A 22724-nucleotide genomic window follows, 5' to 3' on the forward strand; every position below is an offset into this window, starting at 1 on the left:
GGAACGTAAAGCGTGTTTTGTGTCGCATGGCGAACGTCAATCAATACGACCGGTCGCACGCGACGTAAAACATGCAGTGCAGGACACGACCCCTGCCCGGCCCCCGGCAACCGACCCGCAGATAAGGGCCGGGCCGCAGTGGGCAAAATCAAGCCCGTCCGGCGATTGAGGACAATCAGTAACCCGCACCCGCCCCCGCCCCCTCCTCACCGCACCGGCGCAATCCCCTCCACCTCAAACACAATCTCGTCCTCGTAGCACCACCACCACCCCTCCCCCGGCTCGTAGGACCGGATCAGCGGATGCCCGGTCGCCTCATAGTGCGCCGTCGCGTGCTTGTTCTTCGACGAGTCGCAGCAGCCGATGTGCCCGCACGTCTGGCACTCCCGCAGGTGCACCCAGCTGTCCCCCAGCGCCACACAATCCAGGCAGCTGTCCTCGCTGTCGGGCGTCACCTCGTCCACCTCCGCGAGATGGCCGCAGATCAGCCCGCCGGTCCGCTCTTCGTTGTTCGCCATATCGCCGCCGCCCGTCCGACCGCACAGGTCACTTCGAGTCAGTGCACCTTCACCGTACGGCCGGTCCCGCGCGGACGCCAGCAGGGAGGTATCGCGGGGGCAGGCCCTGGGTATCAAGCTGTTTCAAGGCTGTGTGTACGGCACTGGACCGGGTGCCGCAGGGGGACGGGGGGCACCAGGGTGAAGCTTTTACGTGCACGCGGGGCGGGGAGAAGGAGCGCCACCGCGCTCGGTGCGGTGCTGGCACTCGCGCTGCCGTTGACGGCGTGTTCCGGGGACGGGAACGGAGGCGGGGGCCGGGACGGCGGCGCGGACCCCAAGACCCCGGCCACCGCGGCCACCACCCCCGCGCCCACCCCCACCCCCGTCGACCCCACCGCCTACCGCCACGCCCTCGCCAAGATCGTCGCCCCGCTCGACACCGCCCTCCGCAAAGTGGACCGCGCGGCCGAGGGCGACGCCCTCGACACCGCGCTCGACACCGCCGGCACCGCCGCGGACACCGCCGCCGGGCGGCTCGACCTGGAGCGGGCGCCCGACGACGCCTGGAGCGCCCACAGCGATCTCGCCGGCGCCGTGCGTGACCTGGGCGCCAGCCTCGTCGACGCGCAATCGGGCGGCGGGCGCTGCGCCACCTCGCCGCGGATCACCCTGCGCTCGGACGACGCGCTGGCGTCCGTACGGGAGGCCGACGCCGCGCTGACCACGCTCGGTTACGCCGTGGACCTCAAGCTGCCCCGTACGGAAAAGGCCAAGCACCGGCGCCTCGGCAACAACACCCTCGTGAAGGACCGGCGGCAGGGGGGCCTGGGCCGGCTCGTCATCAAGAACGGCACCTCGTCCGACGCGGTGGTCACCCTGACCGAGGGACGGCGGACGAACTTCACCGTGTACATACGGAAGGGCAGCGACGCCAGCGTCCGGCGTGTCGCCGACGGCCGGTACACGGTGTACTTCGCCTCCGGCACGGACTGGAGCGCGTCGAAGCGGTCCTTCACCCGTGACTGCTCGTTCCAGAAGTTCGACGACACGGCGGATTTCCACACCCGCCAGGTCTCCGGCGGCACGCAGTACACGATCCTGACCTTCTCCCTGGAGAAGTCGATCGGTGGCAACGCGACGACCAGCGAGGTGCCCGAGGACGAGTTCCCGTCCTGATCACCGTCCGGGAGGCGGCGGGAACATTCTCCGGGGGGCCCGCCGTTGAACACACTGAGGATGCGGATGGAACAGTGTCCCCGGGCCCCATTTGAGAATCGCCCATGGGGAAGATCGTTCGGCTGAAGCCCCATGGAGCCCATCGCCGCGAGGCGACCACCATCCGCACCCTCCCCTCATTCGACCCCGATCGGCGTCCCCCGTCCGGTCGGGGTCTCTTGTCGCCTCCGTACAGTCACCGGGACGGGCACCGGGATCCGGTTAATAGTTGTTGCGTGCATCTATCGCGCGGCCAACTCACCCCGGGACCGGACCCGTTGCCGTTCCACGGGTGCGCCGGGCCGTCGCCGGGCGGAGTGACCGCCTAGACTCGCCGACTGTGCGTTTCACAGTTTTGGGGCCGGTGAGAGCCTGGCGTCACGGAACCGAGCTGGAACTGGGCCCTCCGAAGCAGCGGGCCCTGCTCGCGCTGCTGCTCGCCCAGGCCGGACAACCGGTGGCCGTCCACGAGATCCTCGACGTGCTGTGGGGGCAGGACCCTCCGGACAGCGCGGTGAACGTGGTGCACCGGCACGTGGGCGCGCTGCGCCGCCTCCTGGAGCCCGATCTGCCGACCCGCGCGGCCTCCCGGCGGCTGGTGCGGGGCTCCGGCGGATACCGCCTGGACGTCGACCCCGACGCGGTGGACCTGCTGCGTTTCCGCGCCCTGCGCGACGAGGCCAGGCAGGCGTCCGAGGCCGGGGACCCGGCAGGCGCCACCGAACTGCTCATCGAGGCCCTCGGCCTCTGGCGTGGCCCGACGGCCACCGGGATTCCCCCGCGGATCCAGGCGCACCCCGTCTTCGCCGCCGTCGACCGCGAACACCTCGCCGTGGTGAAGGAAGCCGCGGAGAGGGCGCTGGAGACCGGTCCGAGCCTCACCGGACGCGTGCTGATCACGCTCCGGCACGCCGCCGCCCACCACCAGCTGGACGAGGTGCTCCAGGCCCGGCTGATCGTCGTCCTCGCGGCGACCGGCCACCAGGCCGAGGCCCTCGGCGTCTACCAGGCGGTACGGTCCCGGCTCGCCGACGAGCTGGGACTGGACCCCGGCCCCGAGCTGCGGGCCGCCCAGCAGCAGGTCCTGCGGCAGAGCGTGCCGGCCGGACCGCCCCCCGTGCCCCCGGCCGAGGACTCCGGCGGGGACGCCGACGACTCCGTACCGGCCAAAGAGACCCCCGACGGGCGGCACGACGACCCGGCCGGTCCCGAGGAGGGCGCCGGGGAGCGGACGTACGCGCCCAAGGTGCGGCCCGCGCAGCTGCCCGCCGACCTGTCCGCGTTCACCGGCCGCCGCTCCGAGCTGGCCAGGAGCCACGCCCTGCTGCCCGACGAGGGCGAGCGCGAGGGCGGGCAGCCGGCCGCCGTGGTGATCAGCGCCATCGGGGGCATGGCCGGGGTCGGCAAGACCACGCTCGCCGTGCGCTGGGCCCACGAAGTCGCCCACCGCTTCCCGGACGGGCAGCTCTACGTCAATCTGCGCGGCTTCGACCCGACCGGCCCGGTCATGGACCCGGCCGACGCGATACGTACCTTCCTCGACGCCTTCGGGGTGCACCCGAACCGCATCCCCACCGGTCTGGACGCGCAGGCCGCGCTCTACCGCAGTCTCCTCGCGGGCCGCCGGGTGCTCGTCCTGCTGGACAACGCCAGGGACACCGAGCAGGTACGTCCCCTGCTGCCGGGGGCGCCCGGCTGTCTGGCCATCGTCACCAGCCGCAACCAGCTCCACGGGCTGATAGCCGCCGACGGCGCGCGCCCCGTCACCCTGGACGTGCTGACCATCCCCGAGGCGCGGGAGTTCCTGGCCCGGCGCCTGGGCGCGGACCGGCTCACCGCCGAGCCCGGCGCCGCCGACGAGATCGTCGCCCTCTGCGGTCGTCTTCCGCTGGCCCTGGCCATCGTCAGCGCCCGCGCCGCCGTCCACCCCGGTTTCTCGCTCTCCGCCATCGCCGCCGAGCTGCGCCGCGGCCACGGCAGTCTCGACGCCTTCGCCGGCGGGGACCCCGTCACGGACGCGCGCAGCGTCTTCTCCTGGTCGTACCGCACCCTCTCCCCCGCCGCCGCGCGGCTGTTCCGGCTGCTCGCCCTGCATCCGGGGCCCTGCTGCTCCACGGCCGCGGCGGCGAGCCTGGCCGGCCTGCGGGAGCCGGAGGTACGGCCTTCGCTGGCCGAGCTGGTGCGCGCGCAGCTGCTCACCGAGGAGACCCCGGGCCGCTTCGCCTCGCACGAACTGCTGCGGGCGTACGGCGCCGAGCTGGCGCACGCGCACGATTCAAAGAACGACCGGTCCGCCGCCCGCCGCCGGATGCAGGACCACTACCTGCACACCGCGCTGGCCGCCGACACGTCGATGGCGCCCCACCGGGAGCGTTTCCCGCTGCCGCCGGCCGCGCCCGGCTCCGGTCCGCTCGCCTTCGCCGACGCGCGGGAGGCCGCGGACTGGATCGAGAGGGAGCGCTCCGTCCTGCTCTCGTCCGTCGAGCAGGACGCCCGGTACGGCTCGACCGGCCACTGCTGGCGGCTGGCGGCGATCCTGGAGCTGTTCCTCGACCGGCGCGGACGCTGGCAGGAGCAGCTGACCATGCAGACCTTCGCGGTGACGGCGGCGCAGCGGCTCGGTGACGTGTACGGGCAGGCGCACGCGCACCAGGTCCTCGGTTTTGTCAGCGGGCGGCTGAAGCGCCACGACGAGGCCCGGGCCCAGCTGTCGCGGGCGCTGGAGCTGTACGGCGAGCTGAACGACCCGGTCGGCATGGGCAGGACCCATCGGTACCTGGCGTTCCAGTCCAACCGGCTCGGCCGCCACCTCCAGGCCCTGGAGCACTACCGGCAGGCGGCCGAGCTCTACCGGGAGGCGTCCCACACCGCCGGGCTCGGCAGCATCTCCAACGAGGTCGGCTGGACGTACATCCTGCTCGGCGAGTACGAGAAGGCGCTCGTCCAGTGCCGCCGGTCCCTGGCGCTGCACCAGGAGATCGGGGACCGCAACGGCGAGGCGGCGGCCTGGGACAGCCTGGGGTACGCCCATCACCACCTGCGCCATCACCAGCAGGCCCTGGCCTCGTACGGGCACGCCCTGGACCTGTACCGCGAGCTGCGCGACTGCCCGCTGGAGGCGGACACGCTCGTGCACATCGGTGACACCCAGGCGGCGCTGGGGGCTCCGGTACGGGCCGCCTCGGCGTGGGGGCGGGCGCTGGAGATCTTCGACGGGTTCGACCATCCCGACGCCGAGGCGGTCCGGGACAGGCTCCACCGCCTCGGTGAGCCGTCGCACCGTGACTCACCGGCGCTGAGGGTCTGAAGCCGAAGGTCTGACGCCGGGGGGCTGACACCGGGGCCTGACGCCGGGGGTCCGACGCCGAGGGTCCGACGCCGGGGGCCGAGGGTTTCCGTCACTTTTTCGGCACAGGGTCCTGCCTAGGCTCGGTGGCGCTCCCGCCCGGAGCCGGCACGATTCCCCTCAGGAACCAGGACATGAAGCCCATCACGGCACCGAAGGCCTCCTCACAGGCCGGCCAGGAACAGCTCCTCCACGTACTGGTGGCAGACCACGGGAAGGCGCTGCTCGCGTACGCCGAGAAGCTGCTGAGCGACCGGCAGCTCGCCGAGGACGTCGTCCAGGAGACCATGATCCGCGCCTGGCGCCACACGGAGCGGCTGTACAGCACGGACGGTTCCGTCCGCGGCTGGCTGCTCACGGTCGCGCGCAACCTGGTCATCGACCGCATGCGCAGCGCCCCCCACCGGTACGAGACGGTGGGCACCGACCACCAGGACATGGCGCAGCGGGACCACGCGGACTCCGTGCTCGCGGCGGTCGACGCGACGTACCTGTTGCGGCAGTTGTCGGTGGAGCACCGCGAGGTGCTGGTGCACACGTACCTCTGCGGCCGGACCGTGCAGGAGACGGCGTGCATCCTGGGCATACCGCCCGGGACGGTGAAGTCCCGCCAGCACTACGCGCTGACCAACCTCCGCCGGCGGGTGCAGGGCGCGAACTGAGCCGCGCCCGCGCTCCCCCGCGCCGTGGCACAGTCTCCGGGACGGCACACGGCGACGGGACCGAGGGGCGCGGGCGATGGCGGGGGACGACGGCGGGTTCGAGGCGGCGACGGGCGACGGGCTGTTGTCCAATGCGGCGCCCCAGGTGCGGGCCGCCGAGGTGCGGGTCGCCTTGGAGGGGCTGCTCCAGATCCGGCGGCTGACGCACACCGGGTCCGGGGACCCCGTGGCCGTACCGGCGGCGTGGGAGCGGCGGCGGCCGGTGCGGGCCGTGGCGCTCGTGCTGGAGGCGGCGGGGATCACGCCGTCGGCGGTGGACGCGGCGGGGCGGCGGGTGGCGACGGGCTTCCACGTGCGGGAGGGCGAGCGGCCGGGGACCGTGCGGGTGGAGTGGGTGGGTCCGCCGGGTGGCGGGGCCGCCCAGGACGAGGAGCGGGCGCTGGGCGGCTGCGCGGCGGCGGAGCTGGGGCGCCTGGGGTGGGAGGCGCTGCTGTACCGGGGTCCCCGCAGGCGGCGGTTCCTGGAAGTCGAACCCCTGGCGTGAGAACGGGCCCCGGCGGTGGTGACGCCGGGGCCCGCCCGCTCAGGCCGGGGTGGGCCGCGCGATCTCCGTCAGTACGTCGTCCACGTGACGCGGCTGCCAGCCGGTGTCCCTGCGGGCCCGGGCGCTGGTCAACCGCTGGTCCAGGGCGAAGGCCTCGGCGATCGGCCCCATCCGCTCCAGGCCCGCCTCCAGGGTCAGGGATTCCGTGCGGCCGGGGTGTCCGGCGGCCTCCGCGGCGGCGGCCGCGACGTCGGCCTGGGTCGGTGACTCTTCGCTGACGCCCACGTACACCGACCCGGCGGGCGCGCCGAGCGCCAGCGCGTACAGCTCCGCGATGTCGTCGACGTGGACCACGCCCCAGTGGTTGCGGCCGTCGCCGATCACCGGCGCCGCGCCGCGCTCGCGCGCCGGGGCGGTGTAGAACATGTCGATGAGTCCGGCGCCGTGGCCGTAGACCACGCCCGGCATGACGAGCACGGGGTGACCCCCGGTCGTCGCGCGGGCCAGGACCAGGTCCTCGTTGGCCCGGCGCCACGCGGTGAGGGCCGGCGGCTTCTGGGGCGCGTCCTCGTCGGCGACCCCGTCGGTGTCGCCGTACACCCAGGCCCCGCCGGTGTGGACGTACGGTCCCGCGCCGACCCCGTCGAGGAGGGCCTCGGCGGCGGCGCGGTCGACCTCGTCGCCGCCGGGGCCGGGGTCGGAGCCCAGGTGGATCACGCCGTCCGCGCGGGACGCGGCCTCGCGCAGGACGGCGGTGTCGGTGAGGGTGCCCCGTACCGGTTCCGCCCCCAGGCCGGACAGGGTCCGCGCGGAGTGCTCGCTGCGGGCGAGCGCGGTGACGGTGATGCCCCGCCGGAGCAGTGCGGCGACGGTGGGCCGGCCGACGTAGCCGGTGGCGCCCGTGAGGAACACCTTGGTGACTGACATGTTGTGCCTCCCAAAGCCCGGCCCCGGAGTGTGGCCGGCTCCTCCACGATCGCCCGGGGGGCGGGGATCCGTCCAAGACCTCTTGTGTCGATGGTGATGTCCGCAGGGCATCGGCGCCCGTCGGCGGGGGCCGGACGGAGGGCGGCGGGAAGGCAGCGGGAAGGCCCCGGGCGTCCGCTCGCGCGGGTCGCCCGGGGCCTCCCTTGGGTGCTGTGACAGGTGGTGCGTCAGGTGGTGCGGTGTTACGGGTAGCTGACGAGGTTCGCCACGTTCGTGGACGAGTTCGACGGGCCGCCCCTGTCGTTGATCACGTGCCGGATGGTCCCGACACCGCCGAGCGACACGGTCACCATGTTCTTGAACTTCACGTTGACGTTGTTGGGGACCTCGAAGGCGTGCTCCGCGGTCACCCCGTTGTTGACGTTGAAGAAGCAGTAGCTGCCGAGCCCGTACGCCTCGTGGCTCGTCACGGTGTTCGCCACCTTGTAGGCGGCGTACCCCTGGGTGCTCCCGTTCATCCAGGCCGCCTGGTTGGGCGGGTCGTAGGGCATTTCGTTCTGGTAGAAGTACGTCTTGCCGCCGTTGCCGTTCCAGATGGTCTGGTGCTTCTGGTAGTGCTCGACGAACAGGCCGTACATGGTGACGTCGGCGCCGTTGACGATCAGGCCGGTGTCCGCGGTGTTGGTGGTCCAGCCGACCCCACTGCCGTGGTCGGCTCGCCAGATCCACATGTGGTCACCGATGACGTTGCGGCTGTTGACCACCAGGCTGGTGGTCGCCTTGCCGACGCCCGCGCCGCCGATCCGGAAGAACACGTCGTGCAGCGAGGTCGGGTTGGCCGCGTGGCTCACGTTCGAGCCGTCGGCGCCGACCTCCATCAGGCGCTGCGAGTTGACCGGGCCCGCGTCGATGAGCAGACCCGCGACCTTCACGCCGTCGACGTCCGAGACGGAGACGGCGGTGATGCCGTTGTCCGGGATGAGAGTGGCGAGGCCGAGACCGAGGACGACCGTGTCGGGGCGGGTGACCCTGAGGGTCTGGTTCAGGTGGTAGACACCTGGTGTGACCAGCAGGTTCTTGCCCGCGGCGAGGGCCGCGTTCATGTCCGCGGCGCTCGCGCCGGGCTTGGCGATGTAGAACTGGTCCAGCGGGAGGGACGTACCGGCGGGGGCGCCGGCGCCCCAGGTGGTGCCGGACGAGTTGTTGCGCAGGGCGGGGACGAACACCTTGTAGGCGCCCGCCGCGTCCACGTACAGGAAGGGCTTCTCACGGATCTGCGGGGTGGTCGCGACCGTGGTGTAGGGCGGGTTGGGGAAGGTGCCGGCGGGCGCGTTCCGCGCGCCGACGAACACCATGTTCCAGTTCTGCCCGGTCCAGCTGCCCCACTCGGTGTTGCGGGACAGCCATTGCTGCTGCGTACCGGAGCGGACCTGGCCGTCGACCTTGCTGTCGGCCATGAAGCCGCCGCTGGCCCAGCCGCCGTCGTCCAGCGCGAGGTTGCCGCGCACGTGCATACGGCGGTACGGGGCGGCCTGCGAGACGGCCCAGCGGTCGGTGCCCGAGGGCGGGGTGACGGAGAGGTTCTCGGCGCTGCGCCAGAAGTTCTGGGTGGCGTTCTGCGGCGGGAACCAGTCGGCCTCCACGTGCACCGTGCCGCCGATGTTGACGTCGTCGGGGCTCAGGCCCAGGCCGGCGACCTGGGTGTAGAAGCCGACGTTGACGTTGACGTTGTTGTAGTTGCCGGGGCGGAAGAGGAACGCCTGGCGCTGGGTGCCGAACTGGTTGGTCTCCTGCTGGCGGAAGACCGCGTCCACCCGGCTCTGGATCGTCGCGGCCGGCATCGACGGGTCGAAGACCTGGACGTTGGGGCCGAGGTCCGGGGTGCCGGCGGGCGGCGGGGTGTCGGCCGCGGTCAGCCGGAAGGACTGGGCGGCGGACCCGTTGCAGGTGTACTGCCCGAGGACCACGCCGTCGGCGGTGGAGGCGGCGGGCACGTCGAGGCACTTGCCGCTGTTGCCGTTCACGAAGTGGTAGGCCCCGTCCGCCTCTTCCACAGGCTGCCACTGCTGGTTGAGGCCGCTGCTGTACAGCCACAGCTGGATGGCGGCGCTGTCGGCGGTGGAGACGTCCTTGACGTCCCAGACCTGGTTGGCGGCGTTGCGGTTGCCGACCCTGACACGGCCGTTCCCGGTGTCCGTCAGGCTCCAGTTCTGGGCGGTGGTGCCGTTGCAGGCGTACTGCTGGACGGCGGTGCCGTTGGCCGTGCCGGCGGCGGCCGCGTCGACACACTTGCCGCTGCCCTTGTTGACGACGTTGACCCAGCCGGTGGGCAGGGCCGCGGCGGCCTTGGCCGCCCGCGGTGCCGTCTGCGGGGCGCTCGACGGCGCTGCCTGGGCGGGCAGCGCGACGAGCGCCGTGCAGAGGGACGCGGCCGCGACGAGAAGCGTCGTCACCGACGGTCCCGTCCGGCGGCGGAGGATCCCGCCGCCCTCGGTGCGTGAGTTCACTGGTGCTCCTTAGTGGCTCAGCCGGCGTACTGGGCGAACGTGCGGGTGAATTCCCACGCCTGCTGGCTCACACCGGAGCAGGTGTCGTTGTTCGGGTACGCCCCGGGGCACGGCCGGTCGCGGTTGGCGGACCAGAAGGTCAGCCGCGCGAGGTGGTGCTGCTGGGCGTAGGCGAGGATCGTACGGAAGTCCGCCACGGTCACCGTCTCGTTGACGTCGGTGATGCCGTTCATCGAGGAGATGCCGATCCGGCGGTACGTCGTGTCGTCGCTGTACCCGTACGCGTTCTTGACCGCGGTCTTGAGGCCCTCGGCCGCGCGGAGCGTGAGGGTGCCCATGTTCTGGCCGGCCCCGCCGAAGTCGAAGGGCATGATCGTCCAGCTGTCGACGGTCAGGCCGGCCGCCGCGCCCCGGTTGATCAGGCTGGTGTCGGGACCGTTGATGCCGGTACCGATGGTGACGTAGACCTTGATGCCCGGGTTGTTGGCCTTGACGGTCTTGAGCGCGTCGATCGTCCGCTGCTGGACGGTCGGGTTGTCGTACGCGGCGGCCTCCAGGTCGATGTCGATCGCCTTGAGGCTGTAGGCGTTGATGACCTTCTGGTACGCCGCCGCCAGCTCGCCCGCGCTGGAGCAGGAGCTCTCCAGCTTGTTGCCGCTGTAACCGCCGAACGACGGGACGATGTCACCGCCCGCGGCGCGCACCGCGTTGACCGTCTGCTGGTCGACGCCACCGGTGAGCGGACGGCCGCCGTCCCACTGCGGGTTGCAGTAGCCGTTGCTGAGCACGAACGCCAGGGTGAACCACTTGACGCCGGTCGCGTTCATGATCGTGACCGGGCTGGGCGGGTTGCCCCAGCCGTTGTAGAGGTACGGCGCGACCGCCATGGCACCGGGCGCGGGGGGCGGGGTGTCGCCGCCACCGCCGCCGGCCGCGGGCGCGGTCCACTTCTGGTTGGCGGTGCCCGTGCAGGTCCAGATCTGGAGCCGGGTGCCGTTGGCCGAGCTGTTGCCGGTGGCGTCCAGGCACTTGTTCGCCTGGGTGCTCACGATGTCGCGGGCCGCGGAGACGGACCACTTCTGGTTGTTGGCGCCGGTGCAGTCCCAGATCTGGAGCTGGCCGCCGTTGGCGACGCTGCCGTCCTTGACGTCGAGGCACTTGCCGAGCGCGCGGATCGTCCCGTCGGTGCCGACCGTCCACTGCTGCGCGGCCGAACCGTTGCAGTCGTACAGCTGAACGGCGGTGCCGTTGGCGGAACTCGCCGCCGCCACGTCGACGCACTTGCCGCCGAGCCCCGTGATCGTGCCGGTCGCCGCCGCGGCGGGGGTGGAGGTGCTCACGATCGAGGCGCCCACCGCGAGCGGCAGGGCCGCCAGGACGGCAAGGGGCTTGAGGAACTTCCGTACGCGCGTCATGAGGCGTTCACCGTCCACTTCTGCGCGGCGGAGCCGTTGCAGGTGTAGATCTGGAGACGGGTGCCGTTGGCCTGGTTGGCGCTCGGCACGTCCAGGCACTTGTTCGCCTGGATGTTCACGATGTCCAGCGCGGCGGGTGTGGCCCATTTCTGGTTGTTGGCGCCGGTGCAGTCCCAGATCTGGAGCTGCGCGCCGTCGGCGACGCTGCCGTCCTTGACGTCGAGGCACTTGCCGAGCGCGCGGATCGTCCCGTCGCTACCGACCGTCCACTGCTGCGCGGCCGAACCGTTGCAGTCGTACAGCTGGACCGGCGTGCCGTTGGCGGAACTCGCCGCCGCGACGTCCACGCACTTGCCGCCGAGGCCCCTGATCGCCTTGCCCGTGCCGGGGGTGCCGGTGTCGCTGGTGGTGACGCGGACGTAGTCGATGACCATGTACTGGGGGAAGACCGTGCTCCCGTTGGGGTCACCGGGCCAGTAGCCGCCGACCGCCAGGTTCAGGATCATGAAGAAGGACTTGTTGAAGACCCAGGCGTCGCCGCCGAGGTCGGCGGGCGTCCTGCGCTGGTAGACGTTGCCGTCCACGGACCAGGTGATGGAGTTCGGGGCCCAGTCGATCGCGAAGGTGTGGAACGCGTCGGCGAACTGCTGGCCGCCCGGCAGGGTGTAGCCCGCGCCGATGCCCTCGGAACCGGAGTAGCCGGGGCCGTGCAGCGTGCCGTGGACGGTGCTGGGCTCGAAGCCGACGTTCTCCATGATGTCGATCTCGCCCTGGGCGGGCCAGCCGCCGCCCCCGTTGCCGAGCATCCAGAAGGCGGGCCAGATGCCCTGGCCGCGCGGGATCTTGATGCGGGACTCGACGCGCCCGTACTGCGCGCTGAACTTGTTGGCGGTGTTCAGCCGTGCCGAGGTGTACTCACACCGGCCGTACCAGCACTGGTAGTTGTTGGGGTTCTCCTTGCGGGCCTGGATGACCAGGTTGCCGGCGCCGTCGAGGGCGGCGTTGTTGGTGCCCGAGGTGTAGTACTGCCGCTCGTGGTTGTTGACGTTGTCGCCGGTCTCCAACTGCCACTTGCTGCCGTCCACGCCGGAGCCGGCGGGGCCGTTGAAGTCGTCGTTGAACGTCACCGCCGCGGCGGCGGCCGGTACCGGTGCGGGGGCCGCGGTGGCCGCGGGGCCGGCCGCGACGGCGCTCGCGCAACACAGGAGAGCAAGGCCGTAGAGCGCCATCCGGCGCCGCAAGGGGGTTCGCACAGGTCATCACTTCACTTCATGTGGGGGGCATGCGCATGACATTCCGGACGCCGAGAGGTGTGAAGATCGGGGATGCCGTCTCGGGCGCTTATTTCAATACTTGATTTAAGGGAGAGGAGGTGGGGCCGTCAAGGGATAGGTATGGACCAAAGTTCGGCGCATCCGGGGCCGCCCCCCAGCGATATGGCCGCAGACCCGGCACAACCGGGCACCCGGTCACGGCTCCTCTTCCTGACGGGCCGCCACAAGACACCCTCCCACCCCACCCGGCTCATAGATTTGACCTGCACATGACCAACACGGTGCGTTCACTCCAGGTCCACAGGTCCTGTGGAAGGCTCCCGCTGAACCGTTCCGCACGACCACCACAGTGCCACTCCCGACCCTGTGAATCGTGCGCCGTGGTGGTCCCGCCCGAAGGGAAACCCCCACATGGTTCGTCGCCGACACACCGTCAGGCGCACGCTGCTGGCCCTCTGCGCCGCCACCGCGGTGCTCGCCACCACCGCCGCCGCGGCCCCCGCCGCGACCCCGCGGGCCGCGCTCGACGACACGTACTACCAGAGCGCGCTCGGCAAGACCGGGCCGCAGCTGAGGACGGCGCTGCACGCGATCATCAAGAACCAGACGAAGATCTCTTACGCGGCGGTGTGGGAGGCCCTCAAGGTCACCGACGAGGACCCGGCGAACAAGTCGAACGTCATCCTGCTCTACACCGGGAAGTCCCAGTCCAAGGCGAGCAACGGCGGCAACGCGGGTGACTGGAACCGCGAGCACGTCTGGGCCCAGTCCCACGGCGGCTTCGGTACGTCGGCCGGACCCGGCACCGACATCCACCACCTGCGGCCGAGCGAGGTCGGGGTGAACTCGACACGCGGCAACAAGGACTTCGACCTGGGCGGCAGCGCGGTGGCGGGCGCGCCGGGCAACTACACCGACTCCGACTCCTTCGAGCCGCGCAACGCCGTGAAGGGCGACGTGGCCCGGATGATCCTGTACATGGCCGTGCGGTACGAGGGTGACGACGCGTGGGCCGACCTGGAGGCCAACGACAGGGTCAACAACGGCTCCAACCCCCTGATGGGGAAGCTGTCCGTGCTCAAGCGGTGGAACGACCAGGACCCGCCGGACACGTTCGAGAAGCGCCGCAACGACGTCATATACACGTCGTACCAGCGCAACCGGAACCCGTTCATCGACCACCCCGAATGGGTGGAGTCCATCTGGTGAGCGCGGCGCGGCACCGCCGTACCTGATCGGACGCGGGCCAGACTGACCGCGTTAACTCCAAGCGCCCCCGACGGGGAATGCTGGCCGGGGCCTCCAGGGACGCGCTTCCCTGGGGGCCCCGGCTCATTCGCACCCGCTCTCCGTCCCCTCGGGGCGGGCGCTCGTTCACACCCGCGCCGGGGCGAGCAGTTCGCGGTACCAGGCGAGGGTGCTGTCCACCGTCCGGGGCAGCGGGACCGGCCTGACGCCGAAGGCGTTCTCGAAGGCGGACGAGTCCATGATCTGCGGCTCGGTGTGCTGGTAGAACATCTCCTCGTACTCCGCCATGAAGACCTCGTCGAACGGGCCGAACGGGCGCGGCTCGGGAAGCGGGACGATCGTGAGCGGGGCGCCCAGCCGCTCCCCGATCAGGGTAAGAATCTCCCGGGTGGTCGCGGCGGGCGCGGTGGGCAGGTGCCAGACCCGGCCGTCCCCCTCGGGGTGTTCGCCGAGGGTCGCCAGGCCCGCGGCCACGTCCTCGATGTTCGTGTAGCTGTGGGGCAGGTCGATGTCGCCGATGCCCGGGACCTCTCCGCCGGTCAGCGCCGCCGGGAAGACCGCGCCGCCGAGGGTCGAGTTGAGGACGCCGGGGCCGACGAAGTCGGCGGAGCGGCCGAGGACGACCCGGGCGCGGCCCTCGCGGTGGGCCTCCAGGTAGATCCTGTCCAGCTCCGCCCGCATCCGGCCCTTGCGCGAGGTGGCCCGCCAGGGGGTCTCCTCCGTCATGACCTCGCCGTGCGTCTCGCCGTACGGGTAGAGCGTGTCGAGGACGACGAGGCGCGCGCCCGTCGTCTCCACGGCGGCCAGGACGGCCCGCTGAATGCGGGGCATCACCTCGACCTGGAGGTGATAGGCGACGTTGAGGCAGTGGTGGACGACATCGGCGCCCGCCACGGCGGCCAGGGCTCCCTCGGGGGTGCTCGCGTCGGCGGCGAGGCGTTCGACGCCGTCGGGGGCGGGGCCCGTGCCGGACCGGTCCACCAGGCGTACGGCGTGGCCGCGGCGGGCGAGTTCGGCGGCGAGCGCGGTCCCGGCGGCGCCGGCGCCGAGCACGGTGTGGGCGGTACGGGTGGGACCGGCGGTGACGGATGCGGCGGCGGACATGGGGGCTCCCTCGGGGTGGACCGGATGACGATGCGAACACCCTCTCACTTCTGTTAGATACTGTAACTCTTGCGATGAGCCATCGCAAGGAGGGGGTGCCGCACGAGGGGCGCCGCGAGGAGGGGGCGGGGACGCGGGCTCATGGACAGGTGTCTAGACTTCCGGGACACCTGTCCAGAAGTCTTCTCCCGGGGGATCCCGTCATGCAGACAGCCGCGAACGTCCTGGTCGGCCTGTTGGCCGCGCTCCACGTCTACATCCTGGTGCTGGAGATGTTCCTGTGGGAGCGCCGGCCGGGCCGTGAACTCTCCGGCTTCGACGCGGACATGGCCAGGGCGACGGCCGCCCTCGCGGCCAACCAGGGTCTCTACAACGGCTTCCTGGCCGCCGGACTCATATGGGGACTGATCGCCTCCGACCCGACCGGTTTCCGCGTGCAGGTCTTCTTCACGGTCTGCGTGACGGTCGCGGGCCTGTACGGCGGCCTCACCGCGAACCGGCGCATCCTCGCCGTCCAGGCGCTGCCCGGCGCGGTCGCCCTGGCCGTCGTCCTGGCGGCCGGATGACCGCCGTCCCGCCCGGCGACGGGGGCGATCCGCGGACGGCCAGGACCCGCGCCAGGCTGCGGCGGGCGCTGCTCGACGCGTGCGCGGAGGGCCCGCTGGAGGAGATCGGGGTCGCCGCGCTGGCCCGGCGGGCGGGGCTCGGCCGGGCGACGTTCTACCTGCACTACCCGGATCTCCAGGCGCTGGCGGTCGACGCCTGCGCGGAGGTCGTACGGGATGCCGTGGACGCCCTGCACGCGTGGCGGGGCGCTCCGGATCCGCGGACGCCACCGCCCCCGCTCACCGCGTTCTTCGCCGGCCTCACCCCGCACGCGGCGCTGTACCGGACCCTGCTGAGGCCGGGGGGCGGCGGCCCGCTGGGCGAACTGCTCCACCGTCAACTGCGCGAGCGCAGCAGGGCGGAGCGGGCGCTCGCGGGCGCGCCCGCCCCGGAGCTGATCGCGTCGGCGGTGGCGGCGGTCTTCGCGGGGGTGCTGGCGGACTGGCTGCACGGGCTGATCGAGGACACCCCGGAGGGCATCGCCACCCGGATCTGGCGCCTGCTGGTGGCGCTCCACCGCCTGCCGGTCACCTGAGGGGGGTGTCGCAGGGCTGCCGGATCGGCGGGCCCGCGCGGTCGGCGGCCTGTCCGAAGCCTCCCGATGTGCAGCCGGTGGCATATGCCTCCCGCATGACCCCGTCGAGTGTGGCGAATCGGCCCACGGGCCTCCCGCGCCTGTGCGACAGTCTTAATGGTCCACCATCCGGACCAGGCAGTGCCGCCGCCCCATCGGAGTTCGAGATGCCGTCCCCTCTGTTCGCGGACCGTCCCGCCCCACAGCCTCCCGAGCGGGGCTCGGTCGAGGCCCTGATCACGCAGACCCGCAGGCTGCGCGGGGACGTGGACGCCGTACGCCGGGACGCCTCGGCCGAGGCGGACGACGACGACACCCTCCGGCGCTGGCAGCGCGCGCTCTGCGATCTGGCCGTGCACCAACTGGACGATCTCGGTGCCCACTTGGACCAGCTCAGGGCCGGCAGGCCGGATCTGACCGACGGGGTCAGGGACGGCGTCCCCGCCCAGGGGCGGACCGCCCGGCAGCCCGCCGCGCGTCCCGCTCCGCTCACCGGCCGGGTCGGCAGCGCCGAGTGGAACCTCCTCACCGACGAGGTCACCTGGTCGGACGAGCTGTACGAGATCTTCGGACGCCCGCGCGAGGCCGGCCCGCTGTCGCTCGACGAACTGCCGTCGCTGCTGTTCCCCGAGGACCAGGCCCTGCTCACCGCGATGGTGACGGCCTGTCTGATCGACGGGCGGCCCATCGACGGGGAGTTCCGGGTCCTCACCGCCCGGGGCCGGATCCGTACCCTGCACATGAGGGGCGAACCGGTCCTCGACCCGGGCGGCTGCACCGCCTCCATGTGGGCGGTCCTGCGCGACGTCAGCACTCTGCGCCACAGCGAGCGGCTGGTCCGCGACACCCGCGACTCGGTCCGGCGGCGGCAGCACCTCGCACAGGCAGAACAGCGGCTGGTCGCCGAGTTGCAGGAGGCCGTACTCCCCGCGCGGGGCGGCTCGTTGGAGCTGGCGCGGAGCGGGCCGGCCGCGCTGGACCTGGCCGCCCGCCATCTCCCCGCCGCGTCGTCGCCCACGGCCCGGGGTGACTGGTACGACGCCCTCGACCTGCCCGGCGGGGACACCCTGGTGACGGTCGGGGACCTCCCGGGGCAGGGCGTGGCCGCCGCCTCCACCCTGGCGATGCTCCTCGGGGCCCTGCGCGGGATGGCCGTGGCGGGCATCGAGCCGGGCGCCCTCCTCGGACACCTCAACCAACTCCTGGAGACGTCACGGCAACCCGCGCTCGGCAGCGCGCTCTGCGCCCGCTACCGGCCGGCCACCGGCACCTTCGTCTGGGCACAGGCGGCGAACCCCGCCCCGTTGCTGTTCCGCGACGGGACGGGGCGCGCGCTCACACCGCCGGACGGCGTGCTGCTGGGGGCGACGTCGGGCGCCGCGTACGAACAGGCCGACGTCCACCTCCTCCCCGGTGACGTGCTCGTCCTGCACACCGACGGGGCGGGCCGTGCCGGAACGGAAGCACGGCGGAATCACCTCCTCGCGCTGGCGCCCCTGCTGACCCGGGCCCGCTCGGCGCGGGAGTGCGCGGAGACGATCGTCGCGGAGCTCGGCGGGGCCGAACGCACCGACGACGCCTGTGTGATGGTCGCCAGGTCGGACGGACCGGCGGACGGACCGCACGGATCGTCCGGCGGACGGACGGCCTAGACGGATCCGTACGTCTTCCTGGCCGGGCCGAGCACGGACGGCTTCTGCCGGCTCTTCTTCGGCATGGAGAGTTCGATCTCCTCCCGTAGATCCTGGACCTTCGCGTAGTCCGCGTACTGGCCGGTGAGCCGGTACATCTCCCGGAGCCGGTCCCAGGTGCGGAGGGAGGAGGTCTCCCTTATCGACACGAGGGCCAGCCGGGCGTAGGTCGCCGCCTGCTCCGGATCGTCCGCGATGAAGCACGCGGAGGCCAGCGAGATGTGGTCGAAGATCTTCGACCGCTGCCGGCCGTTGACCCGCAGGTCCAGCGCCCTCCTGGCATGGCGCTGGGCGGTGACCGCCGCGGACGGGTCGTGTTCGGCGAGGGTACGGAAGGCCAGTGCCTCCATCCCGTGCAGGTCGGCCTCGTCGAACATCTGCATCCAGCCGGGCGGCTCCACGTCCCCCTTGTCCGAGACGAAGAGATCCTCCGCCTCGCCCAGGGTGCGGCGCATGGCCTGCCCGCGTCCCAGGGACGCCTGCGCCCACGCCTCGATGGTGTGGAGCATGGCGCGGGTACGGGGCAGCGCCTCCTCCCCCGACCCCGACCTGGCGAGCTTGACCAGATCGAGGGCGTCGTCGGGCCGGCCCAGATGGATCATCTGGCGGGCGGCTCGGGAGAGGGCCTCGCCCGCGCGGGGCCGGTCGCCCCCCTCACGGGCCGCGTGGGTGGCGATGACGAAGTACTTCTGGGCGGTGGGTTCGAGGCCGACGTCGTGGGACATCCAGCCCGCGAGGACGGCGAGGTTGGCGGCGACGCCCCACAGGCGCCGCTGGAGATGGTCGGGGTGACGGTAGGCGAGCATGCCGCCCACCTCGTTGAGCTGGCCCACCACGGCCTTGCGCTGGAGTCCGCCGCCGTGGGAGGCGTCCCAGGCACGGAACACCTCCACGGAGCGTTCCAGCGCCTCGATCTCCTGCGACCCGATGGGGGCGGCCTCGTAGCGGTCGAACCCAGCGGGGTCGGCGTGCAGGGGAGCGTTGAGCCGGGGGGCGTCGGAGGAGAGGACGGGATCGTGATGCAGCCAGTCGTGCATGGCACTGCTGAGTGCGGAGCCGGTGGCGAGCGCGGCGCCCGCGCCCACCAGGCCGCGTCGGTTGAGCATGAGGTCCATTCCCGTGAATTCGGTGAGGACCGCCGCCGTCCGTTCGGGCGCCCACGGCAGGCCGTCGGGGTTCTCCGCGCTCCCGGCGTCCTGTCGTTTCCCCGTGCGCCCGGACCGTTCAAAGCCGAGGTCCTCGATGGTCACGACACGACCGAGCCGCTCGGTGAACAGCGCTGCCAGCACCCGCGGCACGGGATCGCGCGGGGTCTCCCCCATGTCGATCCAGCGCCGTACGCGCGAGGTGTCCGTGGCCAGTTGGGGGTGGCCCATGGCCGCCGCCTGCCGGTTCACCAGCCTCGCGAGTTCGCCCTTGGACCAGCCGGCCAGGCCGAACAGATCCGACAGACGGGTGTTGGGTTCGCCGCTCACGTCAAGCCCCCAGGTTCTCGGCCGGCTTCGACAGTAACCCCCCGTCAGATACCGGCAGAGGGATGGCGACCATTCGCCAGGGTTCGCCAGGGTGCGCCAGATGGCGGGCCACCCGCGCGCGGGTGTCGGGTAGGAACGCGCCACCCCGGCCCGGCAGCCGGCCGTACTCCCCAGGGTGCGGACCGGCCGCCGGGACGGGAGGCGCACGCTCCTCAGCCGGCACACGAAGGGATCTGTCCGCCCATGTACACAGCATCGTCCTCCGTGTCCGCCCCGCCCCGGTCGACGCGTACGGTCGCGCCCGGCAGCGGACCGTACCTCGACCCCACGAACGCTCCCCGGCGCTGGGCCGGGGCGGTCAAACAACCGCTCAGCGGGAGACTCGACTTGTCCGGCCCCCAGGGCGCGCAGCTGCGAAAGGCGATCGCTTCGGTGCACCGGATCTGTCCGGAGTTCAATCCGGTGCAGGTCCTGCGGCGCAGCGGGCGGTCCGTCCTGCTCGTCGGATCCACCGGGCGCACCACCGCGGTCGCCAAGTGCCTCCTGGACCACTCGCCCGTCTGGGCGGAGCGGTTCCGCCACGAAATAGCCGCTTATCGCGCGTTCGTGCGGCACCGGCCGCCGGTACGCGTACCGCGCCTCATCGCCGCCGACCCCGACAACTGCACGCTGGTCGTCGAGCGGATGCCCGGCCGCGCGGCGGCGCTGGCCCGCCACCCCGTGGAGGCTCCGCCCCGGGCCGACGTACGGGCCGCGCTCGGCGCGATCGCCCGGCTCAACACCTGGCGGCCGCCGCCCGGCATGTTCGACGCCCCCCTCGACTACGCCTCACGGATCGCCCGCTACCACGAGCTGGGTCTGTTCACCGACCGGGACCTGGGTGATCTCCAGAAGCTGCTGCGCGGCCTGGCGGCCGGCCGGCAGGGCGCGGGCCAGTTCTGCCACGGCGACGCGCTGCTCTCCAACATCCTGCTCTCCCCGGCGGGCCCGGTGCTCGTCGACTGGGAGCACGCCGGCTGGTACCTGCCCGGGTACGACCTCGCGACGCTGTGGGCGGTGCTCGGGGACGCCCCGGCGGCGCGCCGGCAGATCAGCCAGCTCGCCCAGGCCCCGGGACCGGCGGCCCGGGACGCCTTCCTCGTCAACCTGATGCTCGTCCTGACCCGGGAGATCCGGATGTACGAGACGGCCGTGCAGCGCGCCATGCGGGAGACGCAGCCCCCCGCCGGGGGCGCGTCGCCGGCCGCGTCCGCCGAGCGGAGCGGCCTCCCGACGGGCGAGGAGCAGCGGTTGCTGCTCAGGCGCCTGCACGACGACTGCGCGATGGCCCGCCGGGCCGTGCGCGCGGCGGTCGGGACCCGCTGACCCGGGGACGGCCGGAGAGCCGCACCGCCGCGCGCCCCGTACCGACAGACGGGGCGCGCGGCGGTGTTCCGTATACGGTCATTGGTTCATTCCACTGACGCGCCGCAGGCCCGGGCGCCACCATCACGAAACCTCCCGGCACACGAGCTGACGTGCGAAATCCTTGCCGTGGCGCCTGATTGACGGATCGTCCGGAAGCCGATACCCCTGGAGCGAGCCAGAGGTACCGGCATCTCGCGCACCACCCGTCACTGGAGGCCGCATTGCCCCGTTCCCTCCCCCCACGACCCAGGAACGTACGCGGACGCACGCTCGGAGCAGGAGGTGTCCTGGCGGCGGCCGCGCTGCTCCTGCCGCTGGTGTCGGCCGCGCCCTCCGCCACCGCGGAACGGCCCGGATCCGATACGTTGCAGACCCAGTTCGAGGCCGCCGCCGCGCGGTACGACGTGCCGGGGAGCGTGCTCCTCGGTGTCGCGTACCTCCAGTCCCGCTGGGACACCCACAGCGGCGCGCCGAGCGTCACGGGCGGCTACGGGCCGATGCACCTGACCGACGCGCGGACCGCGCTCGCCGACGCGCCGCACCACTCCGACGGTACGGAGGACGCGCGCGGCGACTCGGCGCGCCCGGTCGAGGTGGCCGCCTCCGCTGCCGGGACCGAGGTGCCCGGGACGTCGGAGCTGCCCGCGCGGCTGCGCACCCTGGACCGGGCGGCCCGCCTCACCGGGCTGCCCGCGAAGGACCTGCGGGAGAGCCCCGCCGCGAACATCGAGGGGGGCGCGGCGCTGCTGGCCGCCGCCCAGCGGGAGCTGGGCAAGCCGCTCGGCGGCGATCCGGGCGACTGGTACGGCGCGGTCGCGCGGTTCTCCGGGGCCGACGACTCCGCGACCGCCGCGACGTACGCGAACGACGTGTTCGCGGTGATCAGGGACGGCGAGCGGCGCACCACGGACAACGGGCAGCGGGTGGCGCTGCGCGCGGTGCCCTCGGTCGCGCCGGACACGTCCCAGCTGCCGGCGCTCGGACTGCGCAGGACCGGCGCGGCCGGGACGGAGTGCCCGCGCACGGTCGCCTGCGAGTGGATCCCGGCGCCGTACCAGGAGTTCGGCGAGGGCGACTACGGCAACCACGACAAGGCCGACCGGCCCGCGTCGCAGGCGGTCGACTCCATCGTCATCCACGACACCGAGGGCTCCTGGGACACCACCCTCAAGCTGGTGCAGGACCCGACGTACGTGTCCTGGCACTACACGCTGCGCTCGTCGGACGGGCACATCGCCCAGCACGTGCCGGTGAAGGACGTCGCGTGGCACGCGGGCAACTGGTACACGAACGCGAAGTCCGTGGGCCTGGAGCACGAGGGCTTCCTGGTCGCGCCGGACGCCTGGTACACGGAGGCGATGTACCGCACGTCGGCCCGGCTGGTGGCGTACCTGGCGGAGAAGTACGACATCCCGCTGGACCGGCAGCACATCCTGGGGCACGACACCGTCCCGGGGCCGACGGCCTCGACCGTGCCGGGGATGCACACGGACCCCGGTCCCTACTGGGACTGGGCGCACTACTTCCAGCTGCTGGGCAAGCCGTTCAAGGCGACGGCGGGCGCGGACGCGGGTGTGGTGACGATCCGCCCGGACTACGCCGCCCACCAGCCGTCGTACACCGGGTGCGTGACGGCCGGTGACGCCTGCGCGCCGCACGGCTCGGGGGCGGTACGGCTGCGCACCGCGCCGGACGCGAACGCGCCGCTGGTGAAGGACATCGGGCTGCGGCCCGGCGGCCAGGACTCCACGACCGGGGTGAACGACGTCGGCGCGCGGGCCTCGACGGGCCAGCAGTTCGCGGTCGCCGGGCGCCAGGGCGACTGGACGGCGGTCTGGTACCTCGGCCAGAAGGCGTGGTTCGAGAACCCCCGCGAGAAGCCGACGGCGGTGGGGGCCAAGGCGTCGGTGCTGACGCCGAAGGACGGTCTCGCGGAGGTGGCGGTGTACGGGCGCGCCTACCCGGAGGCGTCCGCGTATCCGGCGGGGGTCCCCGTCCAGGCCGTGTCCCCGCTGCCGTACAAGCTGCTCGCCGGGCAGCGGTACGTGGTCGGCGGCAAGGTGCCCGGTGAGTACCTGTACGCGACGACCTTCGCGACCGCGGGGCACCAGGTGGTGCGGGGCACGGAGCAGTACTACGAGATCCAGTACGGACACCGGGTCGCCTATGTGAAGGCGTCCGACGTCACCGTGCGGCCGTCGGCGCGCGCGTCGGGCCACTGACCGCCGG

General features: G+C 72.4%; 17 protein-coding genes. 10 read left to right on the forward strand and 7 right to left on the reverse strand.

Annotated elements, in window-relative coordinates; genetic code table 11:
• Positions 1–206: 206 nt before the first annotated feature.
• Entirely contained in the window at positions 207–518 is a 312-nt protein-coding gene (locus ACIODU_RS17170; protein ID WP_356426961.1) for a UBP-type zinc finger domain-containing protein, read from the reverse strand.
• Between the two features lie 180 nt (positions 519–698).
• Here ACIODU_RS17170 and ACIODU_RS17175 point away from each other — a divergent pair, with 180 nt between their 5' ends.
• The 4 genes from ACIODU_RS17175 to ACIODU_RS17190 all read left to right on the forward strand — a co-directional run bounded on the left by ACIODU_RS17175 (position 699) and on the right by ACIODU_RS17190 (position 6267).
• Positions 699–1676 (forward strand): hypothetical protein, encoded by a 978-nt coding sequence (locus ACIODU_RS17175; protein WP_401768289.1) that lies wholly within the window; start codon positions 699–701, stop codon positions 1674–1676.
• 403 nt (positions 1677–2079) lie between these two features.
• On the forward strand, positions 2080–5022 hold the full coding sequence (locus tag ACIODU_RS17180; protein WP_401768291.1) for an AfsR/SARP family transcriptional regulator: 2943 nt from the start codon (positions 2080–2082) through the stop codon (positions 5020–5022).
• 173 nt (positions 5023–5195) lie between these two features.
• Positions 5196–5723 carry a sigma-70 family RNA polymerase sigma factor gene (locus tag ACIODU_RS17185; protein ID WP_356426970.1) on the forward strand — a complete coding sequence of 176 codons (528 nt, stop codon included), beginning with the start codon at positions 5196–5198 and terminating at the stop codon, positions 5721–5723.
• A gap of 76 nt (positions 5724–5799) precedes the next feature.
• A complete protein-coding gene (locus ACIODU_RS17190) occupies positions 5800–6267 on the forward strand; it encodes a hypothetical protein (protein ID WP_401768293.1) in 468 nt (155 codons plus the stop codon).
• Positions 6268–6306: 39 nt separating this feature from the next.
• Here the strand turns inward: ACIODU_RS17190 and ACIODU_RS17195 are convergent, their stop codons facing one another.
• The 4 genes from ACIODU_RS17195 to ACIODU_RS17210 form a co-directional block, all read right to left on the reverse strand.
• Positions 6307–7194: an NAD-dependent epimerase/dehydratase family protein gene (locus tag ACIODU_RS17195; RefSeq protein ID WP_401768295.1), complete on the reverse strand. Its 888-nt coding sequence runs from the start codon at positions 7192–7194 to the stop codon at positions 6307–6309.
• Between the two features lie 242 nt (positions 7195–7436).
• On the reverse strand, positions 7437–9596 hold the full coding sequence (locus ACIODU_RS17200) for an RICIN domain-containing protein (RefSeq protein ID WP_401768724.1): 2160 nt from the start codon (positions 9594–9596) through the stop codon (positions 7437–7439).
• A gap of 122 nt (positions 9597–9718) precedes the next feature.
• Entirely contained in the window at positions 9719–11116 is a 1398-nt protein-coding gene (locus ACIODU_RS17205) for a ricin-type beta-trefoil lectin domain protein (RefSeq protein ID WP_356426978.1), read from the reverse strand.
• A complete protein-coding gene (locus ACIODU_RS17210) occupies positions 11113–12345 on the reverse strand; it encodes a lectin (RefSeq protein WP_401768726.1) in 1233 nt (410 codons plus the stop codon). Before ACIODU_RS17210 ends, ACIODU_RS17205 begins: the two co-directional genes overlap by 4 nt.
• 456 nt (positions 12346–12801) lie before the next feature.
• Here ACIODU_RS17210 and ACIODU_RS17215 point away from each other — a divergent pair, with 456 nt between their 5' ends.
• Entirely contained in the window at positions 12802–13599 is a 798-nt protein-coding gene (locus ACIODU_RS17215) for an endonuclease I family protein (RefSeq protein ID WP_401768297.1), read from the forward strand.
• A 165-nt stretch (positions 13600–13764) separates the two neighbouring features.
• On the opposite strand, the gene ACIODU_RS17220 is transcribed toward ACIODU_RS17215, so the two are convergent.
• Positions 13765–14742 (reverse strand): NAD-dependent epimerase/dehydratase family protein, encoded by a 978-nt coding sequence (locus tag ACIODU_RS17220; RefSeq protein ID WP_401768299.1) that lies wholly within the window; start codon positions 14740–14742, stop codon positions 13765–13767.
• A 203-nt stretch (positions 14743–14945) separates the two neighbouring features.
• On the opposite strand from ACIODU_RS17220, the gene ACIODU_RS17225 reads away from it, so the two are divergent.
• From ACIODU_RS17225 to ACIODU_RS17235, 3 genes are all read left to right on the forward strand, one after another.
• Entirely contained in the window at positions 14946–15308 is a 363-nt protein-coding gene (locus ACIODU_RS17225) for a DUF1304 domain-containing protein (RefSeq protein WP_401768301.1), read from the forward strand.
• The gene (locus tag ACIODU_RS17230; protein WP_401768302.1) at positions 15305–15883 is read left to right on the forward strand and encodes a TetR/AcrR family transcriptional regulator; all 579 of its coding nucleotides are present in this window, start codon (positions 15305–15307) and stop codon (positions 15881–15883) included. Before ACIODU_RS17225 ends, ACIODU_RS17230 begins: the two co-directional genes overlap by 4 nt.
• Before the next feature lie 206 nt (positions 15884–16089).
• Positions 16090–17574: a PP2C family protein-serine/threonine phosphatase gene (locus tag ACIODU_RS17235; RefSeq protein ID WP_401768304.1), complete on the forward strand. Its 1485-nt coding sequence runs from the start codon at positions 16090–16092 to the stop codon at positions 17572–17574.
• Here ACIODU_RS17235 and ACIODU_RS17240 read toward each other — a convergent pair.
• The gene (locus ACIODU_RS17240) at positions 17571–19088 is read right to left on the reverse strand and encodes a hypothetical protein (protein ID WP_401768306.1); all 1518 of its coding nucleotides are present in this window, start codon (positions 19086–19088) and stop codon (positions 17571–17573) included. The genes ACIODU_RS17235 and ACIODU_RS17240 overlap by 4 nt on opposite strands.
• A gap of 243 nt (positions 19089–19331) precedes the next feature.
• Between ACIODU_RS17240 and ACIODU_RS17245 the strand changes: the two genes are divergently transcribed.
• Positions 19332–20453 carry an aminoglycoside phosphotransferase family protein gene (locus ACIODU_RS17245; protein ID WP_401768308.1) on the forward strand — a complete coding sequence of 374 codons (1122 nt, stop codon included), beginning with the start codon at positions 19332–19334 and terminating at the stop codon, positions 20451–20453.
• Positions 20454–20716: 263 nt separating this feature from the next.
• Complete coding sequence (locus tag ACIODU_RS17250) at positions 20717–22717, forward strand: N-acetylmuramoyl-L-alanine amidase (protein ID WP_401768310.1); 2001 nt, start codon at positions 20717–20719, stop codon at positions 22715–22717.
• Positions 22718–22724: the final 7 nt, after the last annotated feature.

The organism is Streptomyces sp. NPDC088261 (genome assembly GCF_044740805.1).
In the GTDB taxonomy this organism is placed as follows: Bacteria; Actinomycetota; Actinomycetes; order Streptomycetales; family Streptomycetaceae; genus Streptomyces.

Coding starts and splice junctions, on each gene's coding strand:
- ACIODU_RS17170 (WP_356426961.1), bottom strand. CDS start 518: ATGGCGAACAACGAAGAGCGGACCGGCGGGCTGATCTGCGGCCATCTC.
- ACIODU_RS17185 (WP_356426970.1), top strand. CDS start 5,196: ATGAAGCCCATCACGGCACCGAAGGCCTCCTCACAGGCCGGCCAGGAA.
- ACIODU_RS17190 (WP_401768293.1), top strand. CDS start 5,800: ATGGCGGGGGACGACGGCGGGTTCGAGGCGGCGACGGGCGACGGGCTG.
- ACIODU_RS17195 (WP_401768295.1), bottom strand. CDS start 7,194: ATGTCAGTCACCAAGGTGTTCCTCACGGGCGCCACCGGCTACGTCGGC.
- ACIODU_RS17205 (WP_356426978.1), bottom strand. CDS start 11,116: ATGACGCGCGTACGGAAGTTCCTCAAGCCCCTTGCCGTCCTGGCGGCC.
- ACIODU_RS17210 (WP_401768726.1), bottom strand. CDS start 12,345: ATGGCGCTCTACGGCCTTGCTCTCCTGTGTTGCGCGAGCGCCGTCGCG.
- ACIODU_RS17215 (WP_401768297.1), top strand. CDS start 12,802: ATGGTTCGTCGCCGACACACCGTCAGGCGCACGCTGCTGGCCCTCTGC.
- ACIODU_RS17220 (WP_401768299.1), bottom strand. CDS start 14,742: ATGTCCGCCGCCGCATCCGTCACCGCCGGTCCCACCCGTACCGCCCAC.
- ACIODU_RS17225 (WP_401768301.1), top strand. CDS start 14,946: ATGCAGACAGCCGCGAACGTCCTGGTCGGCCTGTTGGCCGCGCTCCAC.
- ACIODU_RS17230 (WP_401768302.1), top strand. CDS start 15,305: ATGACCGCCGTCCCGCCCGGCGACGGGGGCGATCCGCGGACGGCCAGG.
- ACIODU_RS17235 (WP_401768304.1), top strand. CDS start 16,090: ATGCCGTCCCCTCTGTTCGCGGACCGTCCCGCCCCACAGCCTCCCGAG.
- ACIODU_RS17245 (WP_401768308.1), top strand. CDS start 19,332: ATGTACACAGCATCGTCCTCCGTGTCCGCCCCGCCCCGGTCGACGCGT.